The organism is Brevundimonas sp., from assembly GCF_036400995.1.
Taxonomy (GTDB): Bacteria; Pseudomonadota; Alphaproteobacteria; order Caulobacterales; family Caulobacteraceae; genus Brevundimonas.
On sequence record NZ_DASWWG010000080.1, the window covers coordinates 13,032 to 35,615 of the forward strand.

The following is a 22,584-nucleotide window of genomic DNA, read 5'->3' on the forward strand; positions in this document are numbered from 1 at the left end:
TTTCAACCACTCACCTCTCCATTCGCCCTCAAGCGAATGGAGAGGGCAGACCGGCGCGATAGCGACGGTCAGGTGAGGGCGGCTCGGTGTCGGCAGGAGACGCCTCGAACGCCGGTGTCGGCGGCGAACCACTTACCGCCTGCGCCGCCCCCTCCTGATCGGCGAAGACGCCGATCTGTCCTCCCCATCGCCTTGAAGGGGCGATGGAGAGGTGAGCGTTCGGCCGTTGACGCTCCCCGCGACCGCGCCCAAGGTCCGCCGTCCAACGGGGAGCCTGTCATGAATCGCCGCGATCTTATCGCCACCTCAGCCGCCGCCCTCGCCGCGACGGCCCTCCCCGCCATGGCCAAAGCCCACGCCGCTGCCAAGACCTCTGCCGGAGCCTCGATGCCCAACGCGCCTGTCCCGCCCGTCGCCAAGAAGATCCCCGTCACCATCGAGCAGCTCGGCCGCACCCGGACCGACGACTATCAGTGGATGAAGGACGACAACTGGCAGCAGGTCCTGCGTGATCCGTCGATCATCAAGGCCGACGTCAAGGAACACCTGAACGCCGAGAACGCCTATCGCGAGGCGATGATGCGCTCGACCGAGCCGCTCCAGCTGGAGCTGTTCGAGGAGATGAAGGGGCGGATCAAGGAGGACGACAGCTCGGTCCCCCTGCCCGACGGTCCGTGGGAGTATTACACCCGCTTCGAGACCGGCCAGCAGCACCCGCTCTACTGCCGCCGCCGCCGACAGACGCCTTACGCCGACGGTTCAATCGCCGTCGCCGGTTCTCATGAACGCCGCGATCCGACGGCTATCGACGACTCGAGCCTGCACACCTCAACTGAACAGATCCTCCTCGACGCCAACGCCCTGGCCGAGGGCAAGGCCTACTCCTCGGTCGGCGAGACCGAACACAGCCGCGACCACACGCTGTTCGCCTACGCCGAGGATGCGCAGGGCTCCGAGGTCTATCGCATCTACATCAAGGACATCGCCACCGGCGCCTTCCTGGGCGAGACCATCGAAAGCGCCATGGGCGGCCTCGCCTTCTCGGCGGACGGTGAGTGGGTGTTCTGGATCAACCGCGACGACAACGGCCGCTCGGACAAGATCCTGAAGCGCCGCACCCGCGGCGGCGAAATCACCACCGTCTACGAAGAGCCGGACGACGGCATGTACATGGGCCTTCAGCTCAGCGCCGACTACAAATACGTCCTCATCACCTCGGGCAACGGCGAGCAGACCGAATACCGCTACGTCCCCGCCGACCAGCCGGAAGCGACCCCGGTCGTCATCGAGCCGCGCCGCGAGGCCGTGCGCTATGACGCCGATCACTGGGGCGACCGCTGGGTCATTCGCACCGACGCCGACGGCGCCGTGGACTTCAAGATCGTCACCGCCCCGACCGACGCGCCGGGGCGCGCCAACTGGACCGATCTGGTGCCGTTCAGCGAGGGCCGTCTGATCGAAAGCGTCTCGCCCTTCGCCGACTATCTGGCCCGGGTCGAGCGCTACGACGCCAACACCCGCATCGTCATCCGCACCCGCGCCGGCGAGGAGCACGCCATCGCCGTGGACGAGCCCGCCTATGTGCTGGGCCTCGGCGGGACCTACGAATACGACTCGCCGATGACGCGGTACGTCTACACCTCGCCGTCCACGCCCGCGCAGACCTTCGACTACAACATGGCCACCCGCGAGCGGACCCTGCGCAAGACGCAGGAGGTCCCGTCGGGCCACAACATCGACGACTATGTGGTCGAGCGGCTGAACGCCCCGGCCCCGGACGGCGCGCTGGTCCCGGTGACCATCCTGCGTCGCAAGTCGACCCCGGTGGACGGCTCGGCGCCGTTGCTGCTGTACGGCTACGGCTCCTACGGCATTCCCATGGGCGCGGGCTTCAACACCAACCGCCTGTCGCTGGTCGATCGCGGCTTCATCTACGCCATCGCCCACATCCGTGGCGGGTCGGACAAGGGCTGGGGCTGGTTCCTGGCCGCGCGCCGGATGACGAAGAAGAACACCTTCACCGACTTCATCGCCGCCGCCGAGCACCTGATCGAGAAGAACTACGCCACGGCCGGAAACATCGTCACCCACGGCGGCTCCGCCGGCGGCATGCTGATGGGGGCGATCAACAACATGCGGCCCGACCTCTGGGCCGGGGTCATCGGCGACGTGCCCTTCGTGGACGTCATCAACACGATGTCGGACACCAGCCTGCCGCTGACGCCGGGCGAGTGGCCCGAGTGGGGCGACCCGATCACCGACCCGGCGGCCTACGACTACATGTACTCGTACAGCCCCTACGACCAGGTCGAGGCCAAGGCCTACCCGGCGGTGCTGGCGACCGGCGGCCTGTCGGACCCGCGCGTCACCTACTGGGAGCCGGAGAAATGGGTCGCCAAGCTGCGTCCGGCGACCACCTCGGGCAAGCCGGTCCTGCTGAAGATCAACATGACCGCGGGCCACTTCAGCTCGTCGGGCCGCTTCGATTATCTGAAGGACATCGCGGTGACCTACGCTTTCGCGATCTGGGCGATCCGGAAGGGCTGGGAGCGGACCTGAGCCGGGCCTACGGGTCCAGCGTCCAGGTCCATGTGCCGGGTTCGTCGGTGCTGAAGGGAACGAACCCGCGCAGTTCCTGCCAGGACTCGCACTCGGTCGAGTCCCCCGAGTAGAAGGTGTAGGGGCCGGGATATTCGACGCAGAGGTCGTGCCCGCCCCGCCAGCTGCGCCCCGATCCGTCAGTGGCGTCCGCATAGAAGTAGAAATTCTGGTTGTCCGTCGAGACCAGCTCCCGGCAGGCGCCGTTGGCCACGTCGTACCAGCCGCGGTTCATGAAGCGGCTCTCGCCCGGCTGGACGTAGGACACCGCCACCGTCGCATCGCGGCCGCTGTTGTTGCAGACGCGCAGATCGACGGTCGAACTGCCACCGCCCCCGTACGAGGCCCCGGGCTTGGTCTGGGCGTCGGCAAGGGTCGGAACCGAGGCCGCCATCACGGCGGCGAGGATGAGATGGATGGACTTCATGGCTTGCTCCCCTCCAGGTGCAGGCATGACGCTATCAAGAAGAACCGCGTTCTGTCACTGATCAAGCCTGACGAGTGAATTCCATGGCCCCGACGCTCCGCGACACCGTCGACGCTGATTTACCGGCGATCACCGCCATCTATGCGGACGAGGTCCTGCACGGCACGGCGACGTTCGAACTGGATCCGCCGGACGAAACCGAGATGGCGTCCCGGCTGGCGGGGGTCCGCAAGCTGGACCTGCCCTGGCTGACCGCCGAGGCCGACGGGCAGTTGCTCGGCTACGCCTATCTGTCGCCGTTCCGACTGCGCCCGGCCTATCGCTACTGCGTCGAGCTGTCGGTCTATATCGCGCCCGAGGCGCGGGGACGGGGCGTCGGGCGGATGCTGATGGAGGCCCTGATCGCCCGCGCCCGGGCCTTGGGCCTGCGCCACCTGATCGGCGCCATCGGCGACAGCGCCAATGCGGGCTCCATCGCCCTGCACAAGGCGGCCGGCTTCCGCGAGGCGGGCGTCTGGCGCGAGACCGGCTGGAAGTTCGAACGCTGGATCGACGTCGTACTCATGCAGCTGGACCTCACGCCCGACGGTCGTCCGCCCGAGAGCGAGGGCCTGCGGCTTTGAGGCCGTTGCGGGGACGACGATAAGGGCCTAGGTCGGGGACATGGCCCTTCTGCGGACCCTGCTGATGCTGTGCGGCGCCCTCGCGGTGCTGACGCTCGGCGCCCTGCCCGCCGCGGCGGCCGGGCCCGCGGCCCCGCCGTGCCACGAGACCTCCGGCCAGATGCATCACGGCGACGCTCCGGCGCAGGGATCGTCCAAGGCGATCAAGGTCATGGCCTGCTGCGTCATGTGCGTGACCGCCCCCCTGCCCGCGCCCATCGAGGCGGCGGCGGTCGCGGCCCGTCCGGACCTTCGCCCCCTTCCCGTCGTCCACCTGAACGGCCACGCCCCGACGCCCGAGCACGGCCCTCCGCGCGCCTGATCCTCCCCTTCGCGCGCCGGTGAGGCCGGCGCAGGATCAGACACGTATTCAAGGAGCCGATCATGGCCCGTCTTCTCGCGCCCCTCGCCGGCGCATCCCTGCTCGCGCTCGCCCTCCCGGCGGCCGCCCAGCAGCATGATCATCACCCCGCAGCCCCCCCGGCCCCCGCGCCGCGGCAGACGCCCGTTCCGGCCCATCCGCCCGAGCATCAGCATCAGGCGCCGGCGCCCGCCGCCGATCCTCACGCCGGTCACGACATGTCCGGCATGGACCACGCCGCCCATGCACCCGACCACGGCATGACCGGCACGCTCGGCCCCTGGCCGATGACCCGCGAGGCGTCCGGCACCGCCTGGCAACCCGACGCCTCCAGCCACGGCGGCGTGCACTGGGGCTCGGGCGACTGGAGCTTCATGGGCCACGCCCAGCTGAACCTGACCTATGACTGGCAGAACGGCCCGCGCGGCGACGACAAGACCTTCGTCAGCGGCATGATCATGGGCTCGGCCCGGCGCGACTTCGCCGACGGCTCGACCCTGAACCTGCGCGCCATGCTCAGCCCCGATCCCTTCATGGGCAAGGACGGCTTCCCCCTGCTGCTGGCGGCGGGCGAGACGGCGGACGGCGTCACTCCCCTGGTCGATCGCCAGCATCCGCACGAGCTGGTGATGGAGCTGTCGGCCAGCTACGCCCGCCCACTGACCGACAAGGACACGGTCTTCGCCTACATCGGCTATCCGGGCGAGCCCGCCTTCGGCCCGCCGGCCTTCATGCACCGCATGAGCGCCATGGACAGCCCCGAGGCGCCGATCACCCACCACTGGCTGGACTCGACCCACATCGTCTTCGGGGTCGCCACCCTGGGCTGGGCGCACGAGAACCTGAAGCTGGAGGCCTCGTCCTTCACCGGCCGCGAACCGGACCAGAACCGCTACGACTTCGACCCGCCGGAGCTGGACAGCTGGTCGGTCCGGGGCACCTGGAACCCGACGGCGGAATGGTCGCTGCAGGCCTCGTACGCCGACGTCACCGGCCCCGAGCAGCTGGAGCCGGACGAGAATGACCGCAAGCTCTCGGCCAGCGCCATCCACACCCGCCGCATCGGCGCCGACGGCTGGTGGTCCACCACCCTCGCCTGGGGCCGCAAGACCGACGACCACGACGAGTCGAAGGACGGCTGGATGCTGGAAAGCGCCTTCAGCCCCGATGATCGCTGGACCGTCTTCGCCCGCGCCGAGCGGATCGAGACGGACGAGCTGGTTCCCGGTCACGGCGGCGGCCACGGCGACCTTTACACGGTCTCCAAGGCCTCGGTCGGCGCGGTGCGTGACTGGCAGGTGGCGCAGAACGTCCGCTTCGGCCTGGGCGCGCTCTACACGGTCAACCAGGTCCCCGGCGCGCTGGAGCCGATCTACGGCGGCGACCCGGACGGCGGCATGATCTTCATGCGGGTGAAGGTGCAGTAGCGGGCCTTCTCCTCCCCGTTCGCGTTGCGAATGGGGAGGGGGACCACCCGGGCGATTCAGCCCGGGTGGTGGAGGGGGCGGCGCAGGCGAAAGGGGATTGGTAGACGGCTTTCCCAAGCCGGAGCCGCCCCCTCCACCACGCTACGCGTGGTCCCCCTCCCCATCTCCGATGGGGAGGTGAGGCTACGGTTCACCTCTCCACGCAGTGGGGAGGTGGCGCGGCGCGGATACGCGCCGTGACGGAGGGGGCGGCGCCGGCGTCGGCTGGCTCTGCTCCCGACAGTCCTAGTGCGGCGCGATATCGTCCGGCGGCGTGGTCAGCCAGGGCGCCAGCCGGAAGCGGCGCGGGGTCTCGCCCACCGTGCGATGCAGGATGAACTGGCGGGCGAAATTGACCACCGACCGGATGGTCTGCTCGTCGAACGGCTTGGACACCGCGCCCAGGGCGCCGGCGAAGCCTTCGGGGATCTGTTCAGGGTTCGCCGTCAGGAACACCACCGCCGTGCCGTAGTCGCCCACGATCCGCTGGGCGATCTGCGGCCCGGTCATCCCGTCCAGCAGGTTCACGTCGATCAGGGCCAGGTCCGGCCGCTCGCGCTCCGCGACGGCGAAGGCGCCCGCCTTGTCCATGGCGCAGCCGACGATGTCGCAGCCGGCCTCGCCCAGCACGAGCTCAAGCTCCATCGCCAGCAACGCCTGGTCTTCAACGATCATGACCCGGAGGTCCGGCAGGTCGGACACGCGACTCCCCCACACACGCTAACGGTACGCGTTTACACTGTTGTGTCCGCCAGCGGACAGGCCAACGCGCCATTGGCTATTTGGTTCTGTGTGGAGTAGGAATTCCCGGCATTTTCAATCGTCGGGGGAACGATGGCCGCGGCGGCGGAAGACCGGATCGTCGAGCTTCAGAGGCGTCTGCTCGGCGGCTATCAGCTGTTGCAGACGCTCGTCGGAATTCGTCTTCGCAGCGTCAGCGACCCGCAAAGCGTCCGGCACCTGACCTGGCTCAGCGACATCACCGCCGCCATGGAGCTGATCAGCCGGCGGATGACCAGCGACGGCCCGCTCGACTTCGCCGGCTACCTCGACGACGTCGGCGCCTTCTGGACCCGCGCCTGCGAAGGGCGGGCGGTGCGGATCGAGGTGCGCGGCCAGACCACCCTGATGCCCGACAGCCACCTCCTGCCCATGGCCATCATCACCCATGAGCTGATCGCCAACGCCTGTCGCCACGCCTTCCCCGACAACCGCCGAGGCTCGATCGCCGTCGCCTTCTCGCGCGCGGTGGGCGGGGTCAGCCTCGTGGTCCGCGATTCGGGAATCGGCGCCGACGCCATCGATCCCGGCGAGGGCCTGTCTCTGGTGCAGGGGCTGGTCGACCACCTCGGCGGGTCGATGACCATCGAGACCGCGCCGGACGCCGGCGTCGGCGTCCGCATCCGCCTGCCGCTGGACACCGTCCCGGCGCACTAGCCCGCCCGTTCACGCATACGAAAAAGCCGCGGAACGCCTGCGCGCCGCGGCCTGTGAACCTGCCTGATCGGGATCAGAAACGGATGGCTGGGGAACTAGGACTCGAACCTAGAATGACGGTACCAAAAACCGGAGTGTTACCATTACACCATTCCCCAGCAGGTCCGGCGTCGCCCCGCCCTGCGGCGAGGAGGCGGTCAGATACGCCGAGCCGAAGCGGGACGCAAGAGGGTTTTCGCGGGGAATTGCATCGGGGTTCCGGAAGGAATTCCAGGGATCGGCGGTCGGCGATCGGCGACCCGAAAACTATTTGCCGGAAGGCGTTTTCTGCGCTTGCGGGGGCAAAAACGCGTCGCTATAAGCCCCCTCCTCAAGTCGGAGTGTGGCTCAGCCTGGTAGAGCACTGCGTTCGGGACGCAGGGGTCGGAGGTTCGAATCCTCTCACTCCGACCATTCTTTCCAAGGGGTTCCCGAGACCCTCGGAAGCAAGCGAAAGAGCCTCCCTCGGGAGGCTCTTTTCGTTTCAGCCTCCCGCTTTTGACGCCACCGCCGCCAGATGCGCGCCCACGCTTTCGATCGTGCGCTCGCCCAGGGCCTTGCGGCGGGCCAGCAGTTCCGGGGAGCCGGCGTCGTAGTCCGTCATGAGCTTCTGCACGAAGGCGCCCGAGCGAACCTCGCCCAGCACCTCGTCCATGGCCGCCTTCGAGGCGTCGCCGATGATGCGCGGCCCGGTCAGGTAGGCGCCGTACTCGGCCGTGTTGGAGATTCGGCCGAAGGCCCCGGCGATTCCCTTCTCGAACATCAGGTCTGTGACCAGCTTCAGCTCGTAGAAGCACTCGAACCACGCCACCTCGGGCGGATAGCCGGCGTTGACCAGCTTCATGAAGGCGCCGTCGACCAGTTCGGCCACCCCGCCGCACAGGACCACCTGCTCGCCGAACAGGTCGCTTTCGCACTCGTCCTTCATCGTGGTCTCGAGAATGCCCTTGCGGCCGCAACCCAGCGCCGCCGCATAGGACAGGCCCAGCGCATGGGCGCCGCCCGTGGCGTTCTGTTGCACCCCAAACAGACAGAAAACCCCCTCCCCGGCCTCGTACAGGTCGCGGATGCGCGGCCCGATTCCCTTGGGCGAGGCCAGAATCACATCCAGGTCCGCGCGCGGCTTGACCAGTTCGAACCGCACCGACAGGCCGTGGGCGAAGATCAGGGCCGCGCCCGGACGGATGTTGGGCTCCAGCTCATCGCGCCACAGGTCGCGGTGCGCCTCGTCCGAGACCATGACGGCGACCACATCGGCCCCCGCCGTCGCCTCGCCCGCCGTCTGGACGGTGAATCCGTCGGCCTGGGCCTTCGCCCGTGTCGCCGAGCCCGCCTTCAGCCCGATGACGATGTCGGTCACGCCCGAGTCGCGCAGGTTCAGCGCATGGGTCCGCCCCTGGCTGCCGTAGCCGATCACGGCCACGCGCTTGCCGCGGATGATGGACAGGTCGCAATCGGCGTCGTGGTAGGCGGGAAGCGGGGTCACTGGATCACCTAAATGAGCTCAAAAACCGCTCCCAGAGACTGGTCCCTGGGGCGCGGCACACTTTGCCATCAACACGCAGCCAATCGTCATCGATTGAAATATCGTCGATGCTCATTCCCATCCAGTAAGCGTGTGGATACGGCGCCCCGAGATACCGGCCGAGAATGTCGAAGCGCAGATAGCGCAACAGGCTCATCCGACTATCCCGAGGAAGGTCAAATAGCTGCATCAACGACGGATAGCCGACCTGACCTTCGTACTCCGGTGTGAAGCCGCCGACCTTGTCGTCCTCCCGAAACTCCCGGATCATCTCTTCGTAAATTGGTTCAACCCAAGCGACGAATTCGCCGCGCTCGACCAGAAGCTGGAACGAATGGAGTTGCGCGGCTGGCCGGGTGGCTTTGCCAAACTGCCACTCGTCGAAGAGAACATTCCGGGGCTCTTCCGGAAGCCCACCGATACTGACCCGCACCGTCATAGCTACGCCCTTTTTGAGCCGCTTGAGGCCCTGTTCATGGTGCCAGATAATGCGGCATGAGCACTGACCTGACCCCCGCTGACGTCGTCACTTTCTGGAAAGAGGCCGGGCCCGGCAAGTGGTTCGCCAAGGACGACGCCTTCGATGACGTCTTCCGCCAGCGGTTCCTGCACGGCCACATGATGGCGGCGCGGCGCGAGCTGGATCACTGGGCCGAGACGGCGGAGGGCTCGCTGGCTCTGCTGATTCTTCTGGACCAGTTCCCGCGCAACTGTTTCCGCGGCACGGCGCACCAGTTCGCCACCGACCCGCTGGCCCGCCATTTCGCCGAACGGGCGGTCGCGCGCGGCCATCATCAGGCCTTCGACGCGGACCTGCGGAACTTCCTGCTGCTGCCATTCGAGCATTCGGAGCGGCTGGAGGACCAAGACCGCTATCTGGCCCTGATCGGCGACGACGCGGACCTGATCAAATGGGGCCACATCCATCGCGACATCATCGTCAGGTTCGGCCGCTTCCCGCATCGGAACGCGTGCCTGGGCCGGGAGACGACGGCGGAGGAGCAGGCGTTCCTGGACGGGGGCGGGTTCGGGGGGTGACTTCCCCCTCCTCCCCATCGCGAACCGCGACGGGGAGGAGAACCACGTTCCTGTGAGCAACCGAATCGATGGTCTGCCCTTCGCGGCGAATCGGCGACACTGTGTCCCCATGAGCGCCGCCTTCGATTTCCAGGACCTGCAGGCCAAGACCGGGGCCGTTCCCGCTGACCACCCCGAGTGGCAGTACCTCAACCTGCTGCGCGACATTCTCCAGAACGGCGCGCGTCGCGATGACCGCACCGGCACCGGCACCTTGGGCGTGTTCGGCCGCCAGATGCGGTTCGACCTGTCCAAGGGCTTCCCGGTCCTGACCACCAAGAAGCTGCACCTGCGCTCCATCATCGTCGAGCTGCTGTGGTTCCTGCGCGGCGAGACCAACATCGGCTGGCTGAAGGAAAACGGCGTCAGCATCTGGGACGAATGGGCCAATGCCGAGGGCGAACTGGGCCCGGTCTACGGCAAGCAATGGCGGTCGTGGGCCGCGCCGGACGGCCGCGTCATCGACCAGATCGAGAAGCTGGTTCACGGCCTCAAGACCAACCCCAACGGCCGCCGCCACATCGTCTCGGCGTGGAACCCGGCCGACGTGGACGACATGGCCCTGCCGCCCTGCCACTGCCTGTTCCAGTTCTTCGTCGCCGACGGAAAGCTGAGCTGCCAGCTGTACCAGCGCAGCGCCGACGTCTTCCTGGGCGTGCCGTTCAACATCGCCAGCTACGCCCTGCTGACCATCATGATGGCGCAGGTGGTCGGGCTGGAGCCCGGCGAGTTCGTGCACACCTTCGGCGACGCCCACCTGTATTTGAACCACATCGAACAGGCCGAACTGCAACTGACCCGCGAGCCCCTGCCCCTGCCGACCATGACCATCACGCCGAAGGACGACCTGTTCGCCTACCGGCTGGAGGACTTCGTCCTGGACGGCTACCAGCCCTGGCCGCACATCAAGGCGCCGGTCGCGGTCTGATGGACCTGAAAGGCCTGCAGGACTCCGTCCTGCAAATCTCCGACATCTACGCCCGCGAGCACGGCATCGACCGCGACAAGGCCGCGTCCGGCGACTGGGCCCTGCTGAAGGTGCAGGAGGAGCTGGGCGAACTGGTCGCCGAGCACCTGCGCACCACCGGCCGGGCGCGCGGCGCGGCGGATCACGCCAAGCTGGGCGACGAGGCGGCCGACGTGCTGGGCATGCTGCTGATCTATTGCCGGGCCGCCGACATCGACATCGAACAGGCCATGCAGCGCAAATGGCTGCATTGGCTGGAGCCCCGCTGATGGCCCTGCCCTCTCTCGTCCTCGTCGTTGCGCGCGGCGCCAACGGCGTGATCGGCCGCGACGGCGACCTGCCCTGGCGGCTGCGCAGCGATCTGCAGCGGTTCAAGGCGATCACCATCGGCAAGCCCTGCATCATGGGTCGCAAGACCTGGGAGAGCCTGCCGCTGAAGCCGCTGCCGGGCCGTCTGAACGTCGTGGTCACCCGGGACGAGGGCTATGGCGAGGACGGCGAGGCCAAGGGCGCACTGGTCGTCACCAATCTGGACGAGGCGATCGAGATCGCGCGCGAACAGGCGGAAGAAGACGGCGTGGAGGAGGTCTGCGTGATCGGCGGCGCGGCCCTGTTCGAGGCGGTCCTGCCGCGCGCGAAGCGGCTCTACATCACCGAGGTGGACGCCGCGCCCGACGGCGACGTGCATTTCCCGGCTTTTGATCCGGTCTGTTGGACGGAGGTCTCGGCCGAGGCGCATCCGGCCGGCGAGAAGGACGACCACGCCTTCGTCTTCAAGGTCTTCGAGCGGCGCTGAATGAAGGGACTGGGGATTAGGGATTAGGGATTAGGTGGACTGTGGGTCGCTTCTGCGTCAGCGCCATGCTCGCCCTGCCAATCCCTAATCCCTAGTCCCTAACCCCTAATCCCTACGACAGCGTCATCAGGGCCGAACGTTCGAAGTCCTGCAGCTCATCATGACGCCCCTCGCGGACCTTGGCGACCCAGTGGGGATCGGCCAGCAGGGCGCGGCCGACGGCGACCAGATCGAACTCCTCGCGTTCCAGCCGTTCAATCAGCCCGTCCAGCGAGGCCGGCTTGGAGCCCGCGCCGCCGAAGGCCGCGATGAACTCGCCGTCCAGCCCGACCGAGCCGACGGTGATGGTGGGCAGGCCGGTCAGCTTCTTGGTCCAGCCGGCGAAATTCAGGTCCGAGCCCTCGAACTCCGGCTCCCAGAACCGGCGCTGCGAGCAGTGGAAGACGTCGACGCCGGCGTCGGCCAGCGGGGTCAGCCACTCGGTCAGCCCTTCGGGCGTCTCGGCGATGCGGGCGGTGTAGTCCTGCTGCTTCCACTGCGACAGGCGCAGGATCAGGGGCATGTCCTCGCCCACGCCCTCGCGCACGGCCTTGACCACCTCGGCGCCGAAGCGCGCGCGCTCGCCGATGGTCGAGCCGCCCCAGCGGTCCTCGCGGCCGTTGGTGCCGCCCCAGAAGAACTGGTCGATCAGATAGCCGTGGGCGCCGTGAATCTCGACGGCGTCAAAGCCCAGCGCCTTCGCCGCCTTCGCCGAGCGGCCGAAGGCGGCCAGGGTGTCGGCGACGTCCTCGTCGGTCATCGGCTCGTATTTCTGCTTGCCCGGCGCGACCAGGCCCGAGGGGCTGTCGACCTTGCCCAGCGGCTGCCACTCGGCGCCCTGGCCGCGGGCCGAGCCCACGTGCCAGATCTGCGGCGCGATCAGGCCGCCGGCGGCGTGGACCTCGTCCACCACCTTGCGCCATTCCGGCAGGGCCTCGCCGTGGAAGACCGGGACGGCGGCGTCATTGCGGGCGGCGGGACGCTCGACCACCGTGCCCTCGGTGACGATCAGGCCGACGCCGCCTTCCGCGCGACGGCGGTAGTAGCCGGGCACGCCGTCAGACGGGATGCCGTTGGGCGAGAAGGACCGCGTCATCGGCGCCATGACGATACGGTTCGGAAGGGTCAGCCCCTTGATGGTGAAGGGGCGGAACAGGGCGTCGACGGACATTGGCGGCTCTCGGAGAGGACTGGAACCGGCAAGGTGGCCATTCGCGTTGCGTTTGAAAACCCTGTTGAGCGCTTTTTCTGCGCCGGTCAGAGACCCAGCGCGTCCGCGACCGCCTTGGCGAACCCGGCGAACCGGCCCGCGATCGCGCCCCGCGGATCGGCGAGCACCACCGGCGCGCCCGCATCCCCGCCCTCGCGCACGGCGGCGTCCAGCGGGATGTCGCCCAAGTAGCTGACGCCCAGACGCGCGGCTTCAGCCTCCGCCCCGCCCTTGCCGAAGATCGGGCCGGTCATGTTCTCGATCAGGCCGAGGGTCGGCACGCCGACCTTGGCGAACAGGGCGTGGCCCCGGCGGGCGTCGGCCAGCGCCACCTCCTGCGGGGTCGAGACGATCACCGCCCCGTCCAGCGGCGTCTTCTGGATCAGGGTCAGTTGCACGTCGCCGGTGCCCGGCGGCAGGTCCACCACCAGCACGTCCAGCGGCGCCGCCTCCGTGCCCCAGCGGGTCTGGGTCAGCATCTGGGTCAGGGCCTGCGAGGCCATCGGCCCGCGCCAGACCATGGCGTCCTCGGCCTTGGTCAGCAGCCCCACCGACATGGCCTTCAGCCCCTGAACGACATGGGGCTGGATCATCCCGTCCACATAGTCCGGCTTGCCCGAGACGCCGAGCATGGTCGGCAGCGACGGGCCATAGACGTCCGCGTCCAGCACCCCGACCGACAGCCCCCGCGCGGCCAGCGCCGCCGCCAGGTTCACCGCCACCGTGGACTTGCCCACCCCGCCCTTGCCCGAGGCCACGGCCAGCACCTTGCGCACATGGGCGGGGCGGTCGGTGGCGACGGGCGCCCTGGGCCGGGTCTGGTCCACCGCCTGCGGCGACAGGGAGGCGGTACGGCGCGGCTTGGCGGCGGGGGCGGTCTCGGCGGTCAGGATGACGGAGACGCGGGTCATGCCCGGCAAGGCCTTCAGCGCGGCCTCGGCGGCGTCGCGGACGGGGGCGTAGAGCGCCGTCTCGCCCGCCGGAACCTCGATGACGAAGCCCGCGCGGTCCTCGGTCACGGTCAGCCCCTGCGCCAGTCCGGCGGCGACCAGCCCCTGCCCGGTCCGGGGATCGGTGACGGCGTCGAGGGCGGCGATGACGGTGGCGCGATCAGGCACGGCGGGTCTTCCAGTATCCGGGCAGCGGGTTGCGGCTGCGGGGCCTGCGTTCTATCGCCGGATGCCCCGCCCCGCGAGCCTCGAATTGTCCGACCCCAAGATCACCCTCATCGCCGGCCCCACCGCCTCGGGCAAGTCGCGGCTGGCGATGGACATGGCCGCGTCCACCGGGGCGGTGATCCTCAACGCCGACAGCCAGCAACTGTACGCCGACCTGCGCGTGCTCAGCGCCCGGCCGTCTCAAGCTGACGAGGCCGAGGCCGAGCACCGCCTCTACGGCGTCGCGGACGCCGCCGAGGCCTGGTCGGTGGGCCGCTGGACCCGCGAGGTCCTGCCGGTTCTGGCCGAACTGGTCGACGCCGGTCGGCCCGCGCTCCTGGTCGGCGGCACCGGCCTGTATTTCACAGCCCTTGCAAGGGGCTTGGCCGATATTCCGGAAGTCCCGGATCAGGTGCGGGACGCCGTCGCCGCCGCCTTCGACGACGAGGGCGAGCCCCTGTTCCGGCGTCGTCTCGCCGCGCTGGACCCCGCCGCCGCCGCCCGCATCGAACAGGGCGACCGCCAGCGCCTGACCCGCGCCATGGCCGTCGCCGAGCACACCGGTCGCGCCCTCAGCGACTGGACCGCCGACACCACGCCCCTGCTGGCGCCTGGGTCCTGGACCGGTCTGGTCGTCGAGCCGGACCGCGAGCGGCTCTACGCCAACTGCGACCTGCGCGTCGGGCTGATGGTCGAACAGGGGGCGCTGGATGAAGTCCGCGCCCTCATGGCCCGCGACCTGTCCCCCGACCTGCCCGCGATGAAGGCCGTCGGCGTGCGCGAGTTCGCCGCCCATCTGGCGGGCGCGACGACGCTGGATCAGGCCATCGACGCCACCCGTCAGGCCACCCGCAACTACGCCAAGCGCCAGCTGACCTGGTTCCGCAACCAGACCCCGGGGTGGCGCAGGGTCTGACGACGCCCGCTCCGCCTTTTCAGCTTCACCGAACGCGGCCAGAGTGCAGGCGACCCGGGGGAAGTTCCATGTATCGCCTTGCACTGACGGCCCTGGCCCTCGGCCTCGCCCTGCCCGCCGCCGCGCAGACCGCGCGCGAACGGAGGCCGACCTATCCCGTCGTCCATATCGAGCAATGGGGCAACGACGAGGAGCCCGACCCCGCCCGCCTGCGCCGCGCCTCGGCCGGGGACAGCGTGCGCGACTGGTTCACGCTCGAGGATCCGGAGATCCAGACCCAGGTGCTGTACGGCGGCCAGGGCTATTCCACCGCCAGCCTGCGGCTGGAGATCACGCCCGGCGGCCGCGTGGGCGGCTGTCGCGTAACCTGGTCGAACGGCGACGCCCGCTGGCCGACCGGCCTGTGCGACCGCATCCGCGAGCGGGCCCGCTTCCGTCCGGCGATCGACGTCGACGGCGCCCCGGTCGGCGACGTGGTCCAGATCACCGTCGACTACAACACCTCGTCCCGCCCCCGGTCGCCGCTGGTGCAGATCGGCTCGGGCGCGCCGCCGGTCGTCGTTCCCGTCGAGCGCCCGTCATGGCCACCCGTCCCCGGTCCGCGCGCCTCGGTGAGCGGACTCGACCGTCTGCGCGGCGGCCCCGACGCGCCCGAGGCCTCCGGCGCGCCCTGGGCCGGGGTCACCGTCCATCCCGCCAAGACCGGGACCAGCGTCTTCTGCGAAGTCTCCGCCTCGTCCGGCGACGCCGATTTCGACCGGCGCGCCTGCGCCGCGGCCGAGGCGGGCGGCTACAACTTCAGCTTCCTGCACCCCAGCCGTCGCCGGATCGGCCTGCTCTTCGTCCTGCAGGACGATACGCCCCGGGCGCTCCTGCCGCTGGAGTCGACGAGCGGCGCCAACATCGAGCACCAGAGTCTCGCCGCCATCGCCGATCAGCTGATCGCGGACGGGCATGACCTCGACACCGGCCTGCGCGTCTTCGTCACCGCCGGGCCCAACGGCCGCGCCGTCCGCTGTGAGGTCACCCGCAGCTCCGGGTCGGACGCGCTGGACGTCGCCGCCTGCCGCCTGATCCGCAAGGACGCGCGCTTCACCATCGCCCGCGATGTGTTCGGCCGCCCGGTCGAGGACGGCATGCCGATCACCTTCCCGCCCGCCCTCTGACGGAGGCCGCCGCGCGAGCCCTTCAATTCGCAGGCGTTTCGCCCTATATTGGAATGGTCCGGTTTCGGCCGGACTATGGCGATAAACGTGCCTGTAATAAGCGGACCGGACCCGGGTGCGATTCCCGGCGGCTCCACCATTTCTCCCCGCGTTATCGGCGGAGTGAGCATGGGGCCGACTAGCATCGACGGACGTGTAAAGAGGATTGCTTTCGCTCGTCCTGACCCACCGTATCGGGTCATTTTCTAACTGCGAACGATAACTTCGCTGGGGAATACGCTGTCGCCGCGTAATGCGGTTCCGGTAATTCCAATCTAACTCCTGGGGGTTCAGATCCTCAGGCGGGGCCCGGGAGGCGCCTGGCAACAGAAGCCTCCCACTTTCCTCCCATGACGAAGACGACCGGCCGGCTGGGGATAGAATCCCGCCGCTAACCTTCTTTGGCGTCTTCCGCACTCGCCCGTCGGGAGGTATCACCGCCGCTGGACAGCGAGACCCCGACCCGATGGCTGAAGAAACGCCCCCCGTGGACGACATGCACTACGAGCAGCTGGCGCAGGACGCCCTGCGCGGGGTGATCAAGGCTGCGCTGGACCGGGCCGCGGGACCGGACGGCATTCCGGGCGCGCACCATTTCTACATCACCTTCAAGACCCGCGCGCCGGGCGTCAGCGTCCCGCCGGACGTCCTGGCCAAGTACCCGGACGAAATGACCGTGGTGCTGCAGCACCAGTACTGGGACCTGAAGGTCGAACCGACCCGCTTCTCGGTGATGCTCAAGTTCGGCGGCATGCCCAAGGTTCTGGCCATGCCCTTCACCGCCGTGACCCGCTTCTACGATCCGTCGGTGCAGTTCCTGCTGCAGTTCGAACCGCCCGCGACGGTCGAGGAGATCGCCGCCGAGGTCGCCGCCGCCGAGGCGGACGAGACCCCGGTCCCGCCGCTGGGCGGTGACGACGCGCCCAAGGTCGTGTCGCTCGACCAGTTCCGGAAGAAGTAGCCCCTTCCCCTCCCCGCCTGATGGGCTAACGTCCGCGGACTGGAACTGCGGGGGTTGCGCATGCTTCGGGGTCTGATCTTCCTGCTGACGGGACTGATGGCGCTGGCCGGTCCGGCCACGGCGCAGACACGCGCGCCCGCCCCCACCCCAAGCCGCTTCGACGGCTGGACCGCCGCCATCATACAGGCGGACTGGCGCGACGGACGCGGACATCCGATCCAGGCCTTCGACAACGCCCGCCGCGATCTGGTTCAGGGCTTCCAGCGCGCCGGCTTCAGCCGCGCGGACATGATCGACTTCAGCCTCGAGACCGACAGCCCCGACGACGTCCTGTCCGGCGTGCGCGCCAAGGCGGCGAGCGCCACCCGCGGCTGCCTGATCTACTTCACCTCCCATGGCGCGCCGGACGGCATGGTCTTCGGCGACGCCGCCCGGATGACGCCCGACATCATGGCCAATCTGGTGCGCAACAGCTGTGGCGAGCGCCCCACCGTGGTGATCGTCTCGGCCTGCTATTCCGGCATCTTCCTGAACGCCCTGCAGGGGCCGAACCGGATGGTCCTGACCGCCGCGCGGCGCGACCGCACCTCGTTCGGCTGCGGGGCGGACGAGCGCTATCCGTGGTTCGACGGCTGCATTCTGGAAAGCCTGCCGACGGCGGCGGACTTCCTCGCCCTCGCGGCCGAGGCCCGGGCCTGCGTCAGCCGCAAGGAAGCCGAGGCCGGCATCGAGCGCCCCTCCGAGCCCCAGCTGTTCGTCGGCGCCAACATGCAGATGCGCCTGCCCACGCTGCGGTTCCAGACCGCGTCCTGAGGCCCCTTTCGGGATGAAAGAGGGACCTCGCGGGCCCACGACCAAATCTGCCGCATCGGCATGTCAGACTGTGCTCCGGTCTTTGACATCACCAGTTGAGCTGCTGCCCGCACACCCCGCCTCACGCGAAAAAGTGCACGATGTGCACTCCATTTTTTCCGAGTGCACAATTCGACCCTTGGGTAGGTCTGAAGGCCCGGGCTCGCGCCCTAGCGGCGCGGAAACACCCGGATCGTGATCCGCTCGCGCTCGCCCTCGCGCCGCTCGACCAGCAGGCGGGCGACCTGGCTGTCGTCGTGGAAGAGGTAGCCCTTGATGGCGTCGAGCAGGGCCTTGGCCAGGTTGTCGAGGTCCATCCACGGCGGATCGCCGACGTGCTCCATGACGATCTCGACGACGTAGTCGCCCCACGCCGGACGCGAGGACCACTCCTTGCGCATGAACTCATAGACCAGCGGCTTGTAGTATTTGGCCTGGGTGGTCAGCCCCTCGATGGTGATCTCCACCACCTCGCCGCTCTCGCGGGCGCGCACCTTGCCCGTTCCTATCCAACCTGTGCCGATCGAGCCGGGGGTCATTCACGGTTTCCGCCACGAGCCTTGCCCGCCCGCGTCCCCGTGCTACACCGCCGCGCATCTTCCCGCCACGCCTGAAAGTCTGCCATGACCCACCGTATCGAAACCGACACCTTCGGCCCCATCGAGGTCGCCTCGGACCGTTACTGGGGGGCACAGGCGCAGCGCTCGCTGGGCAACTTCAAGATCGGCTGGGAGAAGCAGCCCCTGCCGGTCGTCCGCGCCCTGGGCATCGTCAAGCGCGCCGCCGCCGAGACCAACCGCGATCTGGGCAAGCTGGACGCCAAGCTGGCCGACGCCATCATCGCCGCCGCCAATGAAGTGATCGAGGGCAAGCTGAACGACCACTTCCCGCTGGTCGTGTGGCAGACGGGGTCGGGCACCCAGTCGAACATGAACGCCAACGAGGTGATCTCGAACCGCGCCATCGAGATGCTGGGCGGCGAGATGGGGACCAAGAAGCCGGTCCACCCGAACGACCACGTCAACATGAGCCAGTCGTCGAACGACACCTATCCGACGGCGATGCACGTGGCCTGCGCCGAACAGGTCGTCCGCGACCTGATCCCGGCCCTGAAGCACCTTCACGCCGCGCTGAAGGCCAAGTCGGACGCCTGGCAGGGCATCATCAAGATCGGCCGCACCCACACCCAGGACGCCACCCCGCTGACGCTGGGCCAGGAGTTCGGCGGCTACGCCCAGCAGGTCGCCAACGGCATCGAGCGCATCGAGCAGACCCTGCCCAAGCTGATGGAGCTGGCCCAGGGCGGCACCGCCGTCGGCACCGGCCTGAACGCCCCCGTCGGCTTCGCCGAGAAGGTCGCCGAGCAGATCGCCGGCATCACCGGCCTGCCCTTCACCACCGCCCCCAACAAGTTCGAAGCCCTGGCCGCCCACGACGCCATGGTGTTCTCGCACGGCGCCATCAATACGGTCGCCGCCTCGCTGTTCAAGATCGCCAACGACATCCGCTTCCTGGGCTCGGGCCCGCGTTCGGGCCTCGGCGAACTGTCGCTGCCGGAGAACGAGCCGGGCTCCTCGATCATGCCGGGCAAGGTCAACCCGACCCAGTGCGAGGCCCTGACGCAGGTCTGCGCCCAGGTCTTCGGCAACCACGCCGCCCTGACCTTCGCCGGCTCGCAGGGCCATTTCGAGCTGAACGTCTTCAACCCTGTGATGGCCTACAACTTCCTGCAGTCGGTCCGTCTGGTCGCCGACGCGGCCATCAGCTTCACCGACAACTGCGTCGTCGGCATCGAGCCGCGCGAGGACAACATCAAGCGGGGCCTCGAGAACTCGCTGATGCTGGTCACCGCCCTGAACGGCAAGCTGGGCTATGACGCCTGCGCCAAGATCGCCAAGACCGCGCACAAGAACGGCACCACCCTGCGCGAGGAAGCCGTTGGCGGCGGCTATCTGACGAACGAGGAGTTCGATCAGTACGTCCGTCCCGAACTGATGATCTCGCCGTCGTAAGCCGGAATGCTCGGCGCCCTCCTTTTCTCGGTCATCCTCGCCATCGGCTGGCTGACCGTCCGTTCGATGAACCGGGAGAAGGGGCGGCGCGATCGCGCCGAGGCGATCAAGGCGCGGGTCCGGGAACGGCACGGCGCCGCCGACCTGTTCGTCTCGCGCGAGGACGGCAGCTTTGTCGGCCTGTCCGCTGACGGCGACAGGATCATCGTCGGCAAGACCGACGACTGGCAGACCTTCCCGGTTTCCGACCTTCTGGCCGTCGAGGGCGTGCGCGACGGCGTGGTCCTGATCCGCGCCGAGCCGGACGGCGACCCGGTCACGGCCGCCCCGGTCGCCGAACAGGGCGTCGCCGACGTGCCCGAACGCATCCGCGCCCTCGGCCTGAGGCTCACCATCGGGGCGCAGGTGTTCGAGGTCCTGTTCTTCGACGGCGGCCGCCACGGGATCAGCCCCCTGAACGAGGCGTTCCGCAAGCAGGCCGTCCGCGCCGAAGCCTGGCACCGCAAGCTGTCGACGGCGATGCGGCTGGCGCGCTGACAGGCCCGCGCCTGACCGCTCTGGTCGCGCCCTTGTTTGAAATGCCGGCGGCCGCAACGGTCACGCGCGTAAGCCTGCCCGTGGAGCTTGAGGGACGCCCCCATCTGCTGATGCTGTCCGAGCCCGGCGCCGTCGAAAGGCGACGCCTCGGTCGCCCTGTCGGTTCTTTGACCGCTCGCGAGGACGACATCCGTCGCGACCCCGACCGTCTGGTCACGGCGTTCTGACGGTCAGCGCTTCTCGCGGATGGTGCGGCCGACCGGCGCCAGCGCCAGCTTGGCCAGCTCCAGATCCTTCAGGGCGAAGGGGATGCCGATGATCGAGATGAACTCGCCGACCGCGATGATCAGGTGCGTCAGGGCGATGTACCAACCGGCGACCAGGAACCAGATCACGTTCAGAACGACGCCCAGTCCGCCGACCACCGGGTTGGGCTGGTCCTGCCAGACGATCTCGCGACCGAACGGCCAGAAGCTGTAGCTGGCGATGCGCCAGGCCGCGAAGGTCCACGGCAGGCCGACGACGGTCAGCGCCAGCAAGGCGCCGCCCAGCAGCCAAAGCAGGCCCGAAAGCCAGCCGCCGAAGAAGAACCAGAGCAGGTTGAGGATCAGACGGATCATGCCCTCAACATAGCCCCTGCCCGCCGGCGCACCACCTGCGCCCGCATGAATTCGCCGTAAGCCGCCCATTGATAAACCGAGGGTATGCGAATACGGGTTCCACAATCCCCGATTGAAGATCAGGGGTCATGGAGGAACCGATGGCGAAAGTTCGTGTGTTCTTCGCGACCAACCGCAACCACCTGGAGGGCAACAAGGTCCAGGTGTTCGGAAAGGCGTTCAATCCGGACGGCGTGGCGGCCCTGCGGTTCGGCTATGCGGACTTCCAGTCCGACCCCGTCCGGCCGAAGGTGCAGGAGGTGCACGTCTACCCCGACGTGAAGGGTGAGACGGACATCGCCAGGACGGGCGGCGGCATGTTCATGAAGGCCCTGCACGAGGCGATGGCCCGGACGCGAAAGACCGACACCCTGGTCTTCATCCACGGCTTCAACGTCTCGTTCATGGGCGCGCTCGAGGCGGGCGCCCTGCTGGGCCAGAGCCTGGTCATCAACGACGGGGACGACGGCCCGGATCGTCAGGTCAATGTGGTGGTGTTCAGCTGGCCGTCGGACGGCGCCGCGGTGCCGCTGATGTCCTACTACAGCGACCGGGAGGACGCGCGCGCCTCAGGCCCGGCCGTGGCGAGGGCGTTCCTCAAGCTGCGGGACTTCATCAAGGAGATGCCCGAGGACGAATACTGCCAGCGCCGCATCCACCTGCTGGCGCACAGCATGGGCAACTACGTCCTGAGGAACGGCGTCCAGGCGCTGATCGCCAAGGAACGGGATAGCCTGGTCCGGCTGTTCGACCAGATCATGCTGGCGGCGCCGGATGAGGACGACGACACCTTCGAGCACGATACCAAGCTGCGCCTTCTGCCGCGCATCGGGCGGCAGGTGACTGTCTATTACAACCCCACCGACCGCGCCCTGCTGATCTCAGACAAGACCAAGGCCAATCCCGACCGGCTGGGATCGGACGGCCCCCGGCTGGTCGACCTGCTGCCGAAGAAGGTGGTGCTGGTCGACTGCCGGCGGGTGGCGCGCGGGGCGGACCGGTGGGCGCACCACGGCTACTACGTCCGCAGCGAGGCCATGGAGATGGACATGGGCGCGGTCATGTCGGACACGCCGCTGGACGACATTCCGAACCGCGAGTTCCTGGACCGGGCGCGCAGCTGGCGGCTGATCGAGGAGCTCGGCGAGAAGCCCGTCGAACTGCCGCCGGCCGTCGAACCCGACGAGACCTGACCGGCCTCAGTGCTTCTCGGTCCAGCGCGCCTTGGCCTCGTCCTTCGTCAGGTTCAGGTGCACGTGCTCGTCGACATGATCGACCCAGCTGACCGGGATCATGTGGTGCTTGAAGCCGCCGGTGAGATCGAGCTTGGCCAGTTCGATCTGGTCGCCGTGGACGTGGTCGACACGCCCGACATGCTCGCCGTCCGAGCCGACGACTTCGAGGTGTTCACGGATTTGGCTGGCGTCTACCATGGGACTCTCCTCAGACTGTGGGGTCTGGGAAACCGCCCGGTCCGCACCGGGTTGCATCACGGAGGTCGTCATGGGCGAGGTCGTGAACCTGAACCGGTTCCGGAAGGATCGGGCCAAGGCCGAGGCGAAGGCGACCGCCTCCGCCAATCGCGCCGCGCATGGGCGCACCAAGGCGGACAAGACCAAGGCCGCCAGGGAACGCACCCGCGCCGAGCAGCTTCTGGATGGGTCGAAGCTGGAGGATTGAG

At 68.5% G+C, this 22,584-nt stretch carries 26 protein-coding genes, 2 tRNA genes and 1 other RNA gene; 19 read left to right on the top strand and 10 right to left on the bottom strand.

What is annotated here, in order from left to right; translation table 11 throughout:
- Positions 1 to 279 precede the first annotated feature (279 nt).
- A complete protein-coding gene (locus tag VGE03_RS11525) occupies positions 280 to 2,559 on the top strand; it encodes a S9 family peptidase (RefSeq protein WP_331046617.1) in 2,280 nt (759 codons plus the stop codon).
- A 7-nt stretch (positions 2,560 to 2,566) separates the two neighbouring features.
- On the opposite strand, the gene VGE03_RS11530 is transcribed toward VGE03_RS11525, so the two are convergent.
- Complete coding sequence (locus tag VGE03_RS11530; protein WP_331046618.1) at positions 2,567 to 3,025, bottom strand: DUF1036 domain-containing protein; 459 nt, start codon at positions 3,023 to 3,025, stop codon at positions 2,567 to 2,569.
- A gap of 83 nt (positions 3,026 to 3,108) precedes the next feature.
- Here VGE03_RS11530 and VGE03_RS11535 point away from each other — a divergent pair, with 83 nt between their 5' ends.
- The 3 genes from VGE03_RS11535 (at position 3,109) to VGE03_RS11545 (ending at position 5,475) form a co-directional block, all read left to right on the top strand.
- Complete coding sequence (locus VGE03_RS11535) at positions 3,109 to 3,648, top strand: N-acetyltransferase family protein (protein ID WP_331046619.1); 540 nt, start codon at positions 3,109 to 3,111, stop codon at positions 3,646 to 3,648.
- 40 nt (positions 3,649 to 3,688) lie between these two features.
- Complete coding sequence (locus VGE03_RS11540) at positions 3,689 to 4,009, top strand: hypothetical protein (protein ID WP_331046620.1); 321 nt, start codon at positions 3,689 to 3,691, stop codon at positions 4,007 to 4,009.
- A 62-nt stretch (positions 4,010 to 4,071) separates the two neighbouring features.
- Positions 4,072 to 5,475 carry a hypothetical protein gene (locus VGE03_RS11545; protein WP_331046621.1) on the top strand — a complete coding sequence of 468 codons (1,404 nt, stop codon included), beginning with the start codon at positions 4,072 to 4,074 and terminating at the stop codon, positions 5,473 to 5,475.
- 285 nt (positions 5,476 to 5,760) lie between these two features.
- On the opposite strand, the gene VGE03_RS11550 is transcribed toward VGE03_RS11545, so the two are convergent.
- The gene (locus VGE03_RS11550) at positions 5,761 to 6,216 is read right to left on the bottom strand and encodes a response regulator (protein ID WP_331046622.1); all 456 of its coding nucleotides are present in this window, start codon (positions 6,214 to 6,216) and stop codon (positions 5,761 to 5,763) included.
- A 132-nt stretch (positions 6,217 to 6,348) separates the two neighbouring features.
- On the opposite strand from VGE03_RS11550, the gene VGE03_RS11555 reads away from it, so the two are divergent.
- Positions 6,349 to 6,951 (top strand): sensor histidine kinase, encoded by a 603-nt coding sequence (locus VGE03_RS11555; protein ID WP_331046623.1) that lies wholly within the window; start codon positions 6,349 to 6,351, stop codon positions 6,949 to 6,951.
- 84 nt (positions 6,952 to 7,035) lie between these two features.
- Here the strand turns inward: VGE03_RS11555 and VGE03_RS11560 are convergent.
- A tRNA-Gln gene (locus VGE03_RS11560) sits at positions 7,036 to 7,109 on the bottom strand.
- 218 nt (positions 7,110 to 7,327) lie between these two features.
- Between VGE03_RS11560 and VGE03_RS11565 the strand changes: the two genes are divergently transcribed.
- Positions 7,328 to 7,404, top strand: a tRNA-Pro gene (locus VGE03_RS11565).
- 70 nt (positions 7,405 to 7,474) lie between these two features.
- Here the strand turns inward: VGE03_RS11565 and ilvC are convergent.
- Together ilvC and VGE03_RS11575 are read right to left on the bottom strand one after the other, a co-directional pair.
- A complete protein-coding gene (gene ilvC, locus VGE03_RS11570; RefSeq protein WP_331046624.1) occupies positions 7,475 to 8,476 on the bottom strand; it encodes a ketol-acid reductoisomerase in 1,002 nt (333 codons plus the stop codon).
- Between the two features lie 4 nt (positions 8,477 to 8,480).
- Complete coding sequence (locus VGE03_RS11575) at positions 8,481 to 8,954, bottom strand: hypothetical protein (protein ID WP_331046625.1); 474 nt, start codon at positions 8,952 to 8,954, stop codon at positions 8,481 to 8,483.
- 56 nt (positions 8,955 to 9,010) lie between these two features.
- Here VGE03_RS11575 and VGE03_RS11580 point away from each other — a divergent pair, with 56 nt between their 5' ends.
- The 4 genes from VGE03_RS11580 (at position 9,011) to VGE03_RS11595 (ending at position 11,355) form a co-directional block, all read left to right on the top strand.
- Positions 9,011 to 9,553 (top strand): DUF924 family protein, encoded by a 543-nt coding sequence (locus VGE03_RS11580; RefSeq protein WP_331046626.1) that lies wholly within the window; start codon positions 9,011 to 9,013, stop codon positions 9,551 to 9,553.
- A 109-nt stretch (positions 9,554 to 9,662) separates the two neighbouring features.
- Entirely contained in the window at positions 9,663 to 10,520 is an 858-nt protein-coding gene (locus tag VGE03_RS11585) for a thymidylate synthase (RefSeq protein WP_331046627.1), read from the top strand.
- Positions 10,520 to 10,828: a phosphoribosyl-ATP pyrophosphohydrolase gene (locus tag VGE03_RS11590; RefSeq protein WP_331046628.1), complete on the top strand. Its 309-nt coding sequence runs from the start codon at positions 10,520 to 10,522 to the stop codon at positions 10,826 to 10,828. Before VGE03_RS11585 ends, VGE03_RS11590 begins: the two co-directional genes overlap by 1 nt.
- Positions 10,828 to 11,355, top strand: a complete 528-nt coding sequence (locus tag VGE03_RS11595; RefSeq protein WP_331046629.1) for a dihydrofolate reductase — start codon at positions 10,828 to 10,830, stop codon at positions 11,353 to 11,355. Before VGE03_RS11590 ends, VGE03_RS11595 begins: the two co-directional genes overlap by 1 nt.
- A gap of 112 nt (positions 11,356 to 11,467) precedes the next feature.
- Here VGE03_RS11595 and VGE03_RS11600 read toward each other — a convergent pair whose 3' ends face one another.
- Positions 11,468 to 12,565: an NADH:flavin oxidoreductase gene (locus VGE03_RS11600; protein WP_331046630.1), complete on the bottom strand. Its 1,098-nt coding sequence runs from the start codon at positions 12,563 to 12,565 to the stop codon at positions 11,468 to 11,470.
- An 86-nt stretch (positions 12,566 to 12,651) separates the two neighbouring features.
- Positions 12,652 to 13,722 carry an Mrp/NBP35 family ATP-binding protein gene (locus tag VGE03_RS11605; RefSeq protein WP_331046631.1) on the bottom strand — a complete coding sequence of 357 codons (1,071 nt, stop codon included), beginning with the start codon at positions 13,720 to 13,722 and terminating at the stop codon, positions 12,652 to 12,654.
- Positions 13,723 to 13,807: 85 nt separating this feature from the next.
- On the opposite strand from VGE03_RS11605, the gene miaA reads away from it, so the two are divergent.
- From miaA to VGE03_RS11630, 5 genes are all read left to right on the top strand, one after another.
- Positions 13,808 to 14,677: a tRNA (adenosine(37)-N6)-dimethylallyltransferase MiaA gene (gene miaA, locus VGE03_RS11610; RefSeq protein WP_331046632.1), complete on the top strand. Its 870-nt coding sequence runs from the start codon at positions 13,808 to 13,810 to the stop codon at positions 14,675 to 14,677.
- Positions 14,678 to 14,745: 68 nt separating this feature from the next.
- Positions 14,746 to 15,843, top strand: coding sequence for an energy transducer TonB (locus tag VGE03_RS11615; RefSeq protein ID WP_331046633.1), 1,098 nt, complete (start codon positions 14,746 to 14,748; stop codon positions 15,841 to 15,843).
- A gap of 17 nt (positions 15,844 to 15,860) precedes the next feature.
- Positions 15,861 to 16,224, top strand: a transfer-messenger RNA (tmRNA) gene (gene ssrA, locus VGE03_RS11620).
- 124 nt (positions 16,225 to 16,348) lie between these two features.
- Entirely contained in the window at positions 16,349 to 16,843 is a 495-nt protein-coding gene (locus tag VGE03_RS11625; protein WP_331046634.1) for an SspB family protein, read from the top strand.
- A 60-nt stretch (positions 16,844 to 16,903) separates the two neighbouring features.
- Positions 16,904 to 17,656: a C13 family peptidase gene (locus tag VGE03_RS11630; protein WP_331046635.1), complete on the top strand. Its 753-nt coding sequence runs from the start codon at positions 16,904 to 16,906 to the stop codon at positions 17,654 to 17,656.
- A 209-nt stretch (positions 17,657 to 17,865) separates the two neighbouring features.
- Here the strand turns inward: VGE03_RS11630 and VGE03_RS11635 are convergent, their stop codons facing one another.
- Positions 17,866 to 18,234 (bottom strand): RusA family crossover junction endodeoxyribonuclease, encoded by a 369-nt coding sequence (locus VGE03_RS11635; RefSeq protein WP_331046636.1) that lies wholly within the window; start codon positions 18,232 to 18,234, stop codon positions 17,866 to 17,868.
- Positions 18,235 to 18,318: 84 nt separating this feature from the next.
- On the opposite strand from VGE03_RS11635, the gene fumC reads away from it, so the two are divergent.
- Complete coding sequence (gene fumC / locus VGE03_RS11640; protein WP_331046637.1) at positions 18,319 to 19,707, top strand: class II fumarate hydratase; 1,389 nt, start codon at positions 18,319 to 18,321, stop codon at positions 19,705 to 19,707.
- Positions 19,708 to 19,713: 6 nt separating this feature from the next.
- Positions 19,714 to 20,244 (top strand): hypothetical protein, encoded by a 531-nt coding sequence (locus VGE03_RS11645; protein ID WP_331046638.1) that lies wholly within the window; start codon positions 19,714 to 19,716, stop codon positions 20,242 to 20,244.
- A gap of 230 nt (positions 20,245 to 20,474) precedes the next feature.
- On the opposite strand, the gene VGE03_RS11650 is transcribed toward VGE03_RS11645, so the two are convergent.
- Positions 20,475 to 20,864: a YccF domain-containing protein gene (locus VGE03_RS11650; RefSeq protein WP_331046639.1), complete on the bottom strand. Its 390-nt coding sequence runs from the start codon at positions 20,862 to 20,864 to the stop codon at positions 20,475 to 20,477.
- A 140-nt stretch (positions 20,865 to 21,004) separates the two neighbouring features.
- On the opposite strand from VGE03_RS11650, the gene VGE03_RS11655 reads away from it, so the two are divergent.
- Positions 21,005 to 22,096: an alpha/beta hydrolase gene (locus VGE03_RS11655; protein WP_331046640.1), complete on the top strand. Its 1,092-nt coding sequence runs from the start codon at positions 21,005 to 21,007 to the stop codon at positions 22,094 to 22,096.
- A gap of 6 nt (positions 22,097 to 22,102) precedes the next feature.
- On the opposite strand, the gene VGE03_RS11660 is transcribed toward VGE03_RS11655, so the two are convergent.
- Positions 22,103 to 22,336, bottom strand: a complete 234-nt coding sequence (locus tag VGE03_RS11660; protein ID WP_331046641.1) for a DUF2171 domain-containing protein — start codon at positions 22,334 to 22,336, stop codon at positions 22,103 to 22,105.
- Positions 22,337 to 22,406: 70 nt separating this feature from the next.
- On the opposite strand from VGE03_RS11660, the gene VGE03_RS11665 reads away from it, so the two are divergent.
- The gene (locus tag VGE03_RS11665) at positions 22,407 to 22,583 is read left to right on the top strand and encodes a DUF4169 family protein (RefSeq protein WP_331046642.1); all 177 of its coding nucleotides are present in this window, start codon (positions 22,407 to 22,409) and stop codon (positions 22,581 to 22,583) included.
- Position 22,584: the final 1 nt, after the last annotated feature.

What these genes read in the sequence shown, in the direction of transcription:
- VGE03_RS11655 (WP_331046640.1), top strand. Translation starts at nt 21,005, where the DNA reads ATGGCGAAAGTTCGTGTGTTCTTCGCGACCAACCGCAACCACCTGGAG.
- VGE03_RS11585 (WP_331046627.1), top strand. Translation starts at nt 9,663, where the DNA reads ATGAGCGCCGCCTTCGATTTCCAGGACCTGCAGGCCAAGACCGGGGCC.
- VGE03_RS11660 (WP_331046641.1), bottom strand. Translation starts at nt 22,336, where the DNA reads ATGGTAGACGCCAGCCAAATCCGTGAACACCTCGAAGTCGTCGGCTCG.
- VGE03_RS11615 (WP_331046633.1), top strand. Translation starts at nt 14,746, where the DNA reads ATGTATCGCCTTGCACTGACGGCCCTGGCCCTCGGCCTCGCCCTGCCC.
- VGE03_RS11580 (WP_331046626.1), top strand. Translation starts at nt 9,011, where the DNA reads ATGAGCACTGACCTGACCCCCGCTGACGTCGTCACTTTCTGGAAAGAG.
- VGE03_RS11545 (WP_331046621.1), top strand. Translation starts at nt 4,072, where the DNA reads ATGGCCCGTCTTCTCGCGCCCCTCGCCGGCGCATCCCTGCTCGCGCTC.
- VGE03_RS11525 (WP_331046617.1), top strand. Translation starts at nt 280, where the DNA reads ATGAATCGCCGCGATCTTATCGCCACCTCAGCCGCCGCCCTCGCCGCG.
- VGE03_RS11555 (WP_331046623.1), top strand. Translation starts at nt 6,349, where the DNA reads ATGGCCGCGGCGGCGGAAGACCGGATCGTCGAGCTTCAGAGGCGTCTG.
- fumC (WP_331046637.1), top strand. Translation starts at nt 18,319, where the DNA reads ATGACCCACCGTATCGAAACCGACACCTTCGGCCCCATCGAGGTCGCC.
- VGE03_RS11625 (WP_331046634.1), top strand. Translation starts at nt 16,349, where the DNA reads ATGGCTGAAGAAACGCCCCCCGTGGACGACATGCACTACGAGCAGCTG.
- VGE03_RS11535 (WP_331046619.1), top strand. Translation starts at nt 3,109, where the DNA reads ATGGCCCCGACGCTCCGCGACACCGTCGACGCTGATTTACCGGCGATC.
- VGE03_RS11575 (WP_331046625.1), bottom strand. Translation starts at nt 8,954, where the DNA reads ATGACGGTGCGGGTCAGTATCGGTGGGCTTCCGGAAGAGCCCCGGAAT.
- VGE03_RS11645 (WP_331046638.1), top strand. Translation starts at nt 19,714, where the DNA reads ATGCTCGGCGCCCTCCTTTTCTCGGTCATCCTCGCCATCGGCTGGCTG.
- VGE03_RS11600 (WP_331046630.1), bottom strand. Translation starts at nt 12,565, where the DNA reads ATGTCCGTCGACGCCCTGTTCCGCCCCTTCACCATCAAGGGGCTGACC.
- VGE03_RS11595 (WP_331046629.1), top strand. Translation starts at nt 10,828, where the DNA reads ATGGCCCTGCCCTCTCTCGTCCTCGTCGTTGCGCGCGGCGCCAACGGC.
- VGE03_RS11530 (WP_331046618.1), bottom strand. Translation starts at nt 3,025, where the DNA reads ATGAAGTCCATCCATCTCATCCTCGCCGCCGTGATGGCGGCCTCGGTT.
- VGE03_RS11630 (WP_331046635.1), top strand. Translation starts at nt 16,904, where the DNA reads ATGCTTCGGGGTCTGATCTTCCTGCTGACGGGACTGATGGCGCTGGCC.
- VGE03_RS11665 (WP_331046642.1), top strand. Translation starts at nt 22,407, where the DNA reads ATGGGCGAGGTCGTGAACCTGAACCGGTTCCGGAAGGATCGGGCCAAG.
- VGE03_RS11650 (WP_331046639.1), bottom strand. Translation starts at nt 20,864, where the DNA reads ATGATCCGTCTGATCCTCAACCTGCTCTGGTTCTTCTTCGGCGGCTGG.
- VGE03_RS11590 (WP_331046628.1), top strand. Translation starts at nt 10,520, where the DNA reads ATGGACCTGAAAGGCCTGCAGGACTCCGTCCTGCAAATCTCCGACATC.
- VGE03_RS11540 (WP_331046620.1), top strand. Translation starts at nt 3,689, where the DNA reads ATGGCCCTTCTGCGGACCCTGCTGATGCTGTGCGGCGCCCTCGCGGTG.
- VGE03_RS11635 (WP_331046636.1), bottom strand. Translation starts at nt 18,234, where the DNA reads ATGACCCCCGGCTCGATCGGCACAGGTTGGATAGGAACGGGCAAGGTG.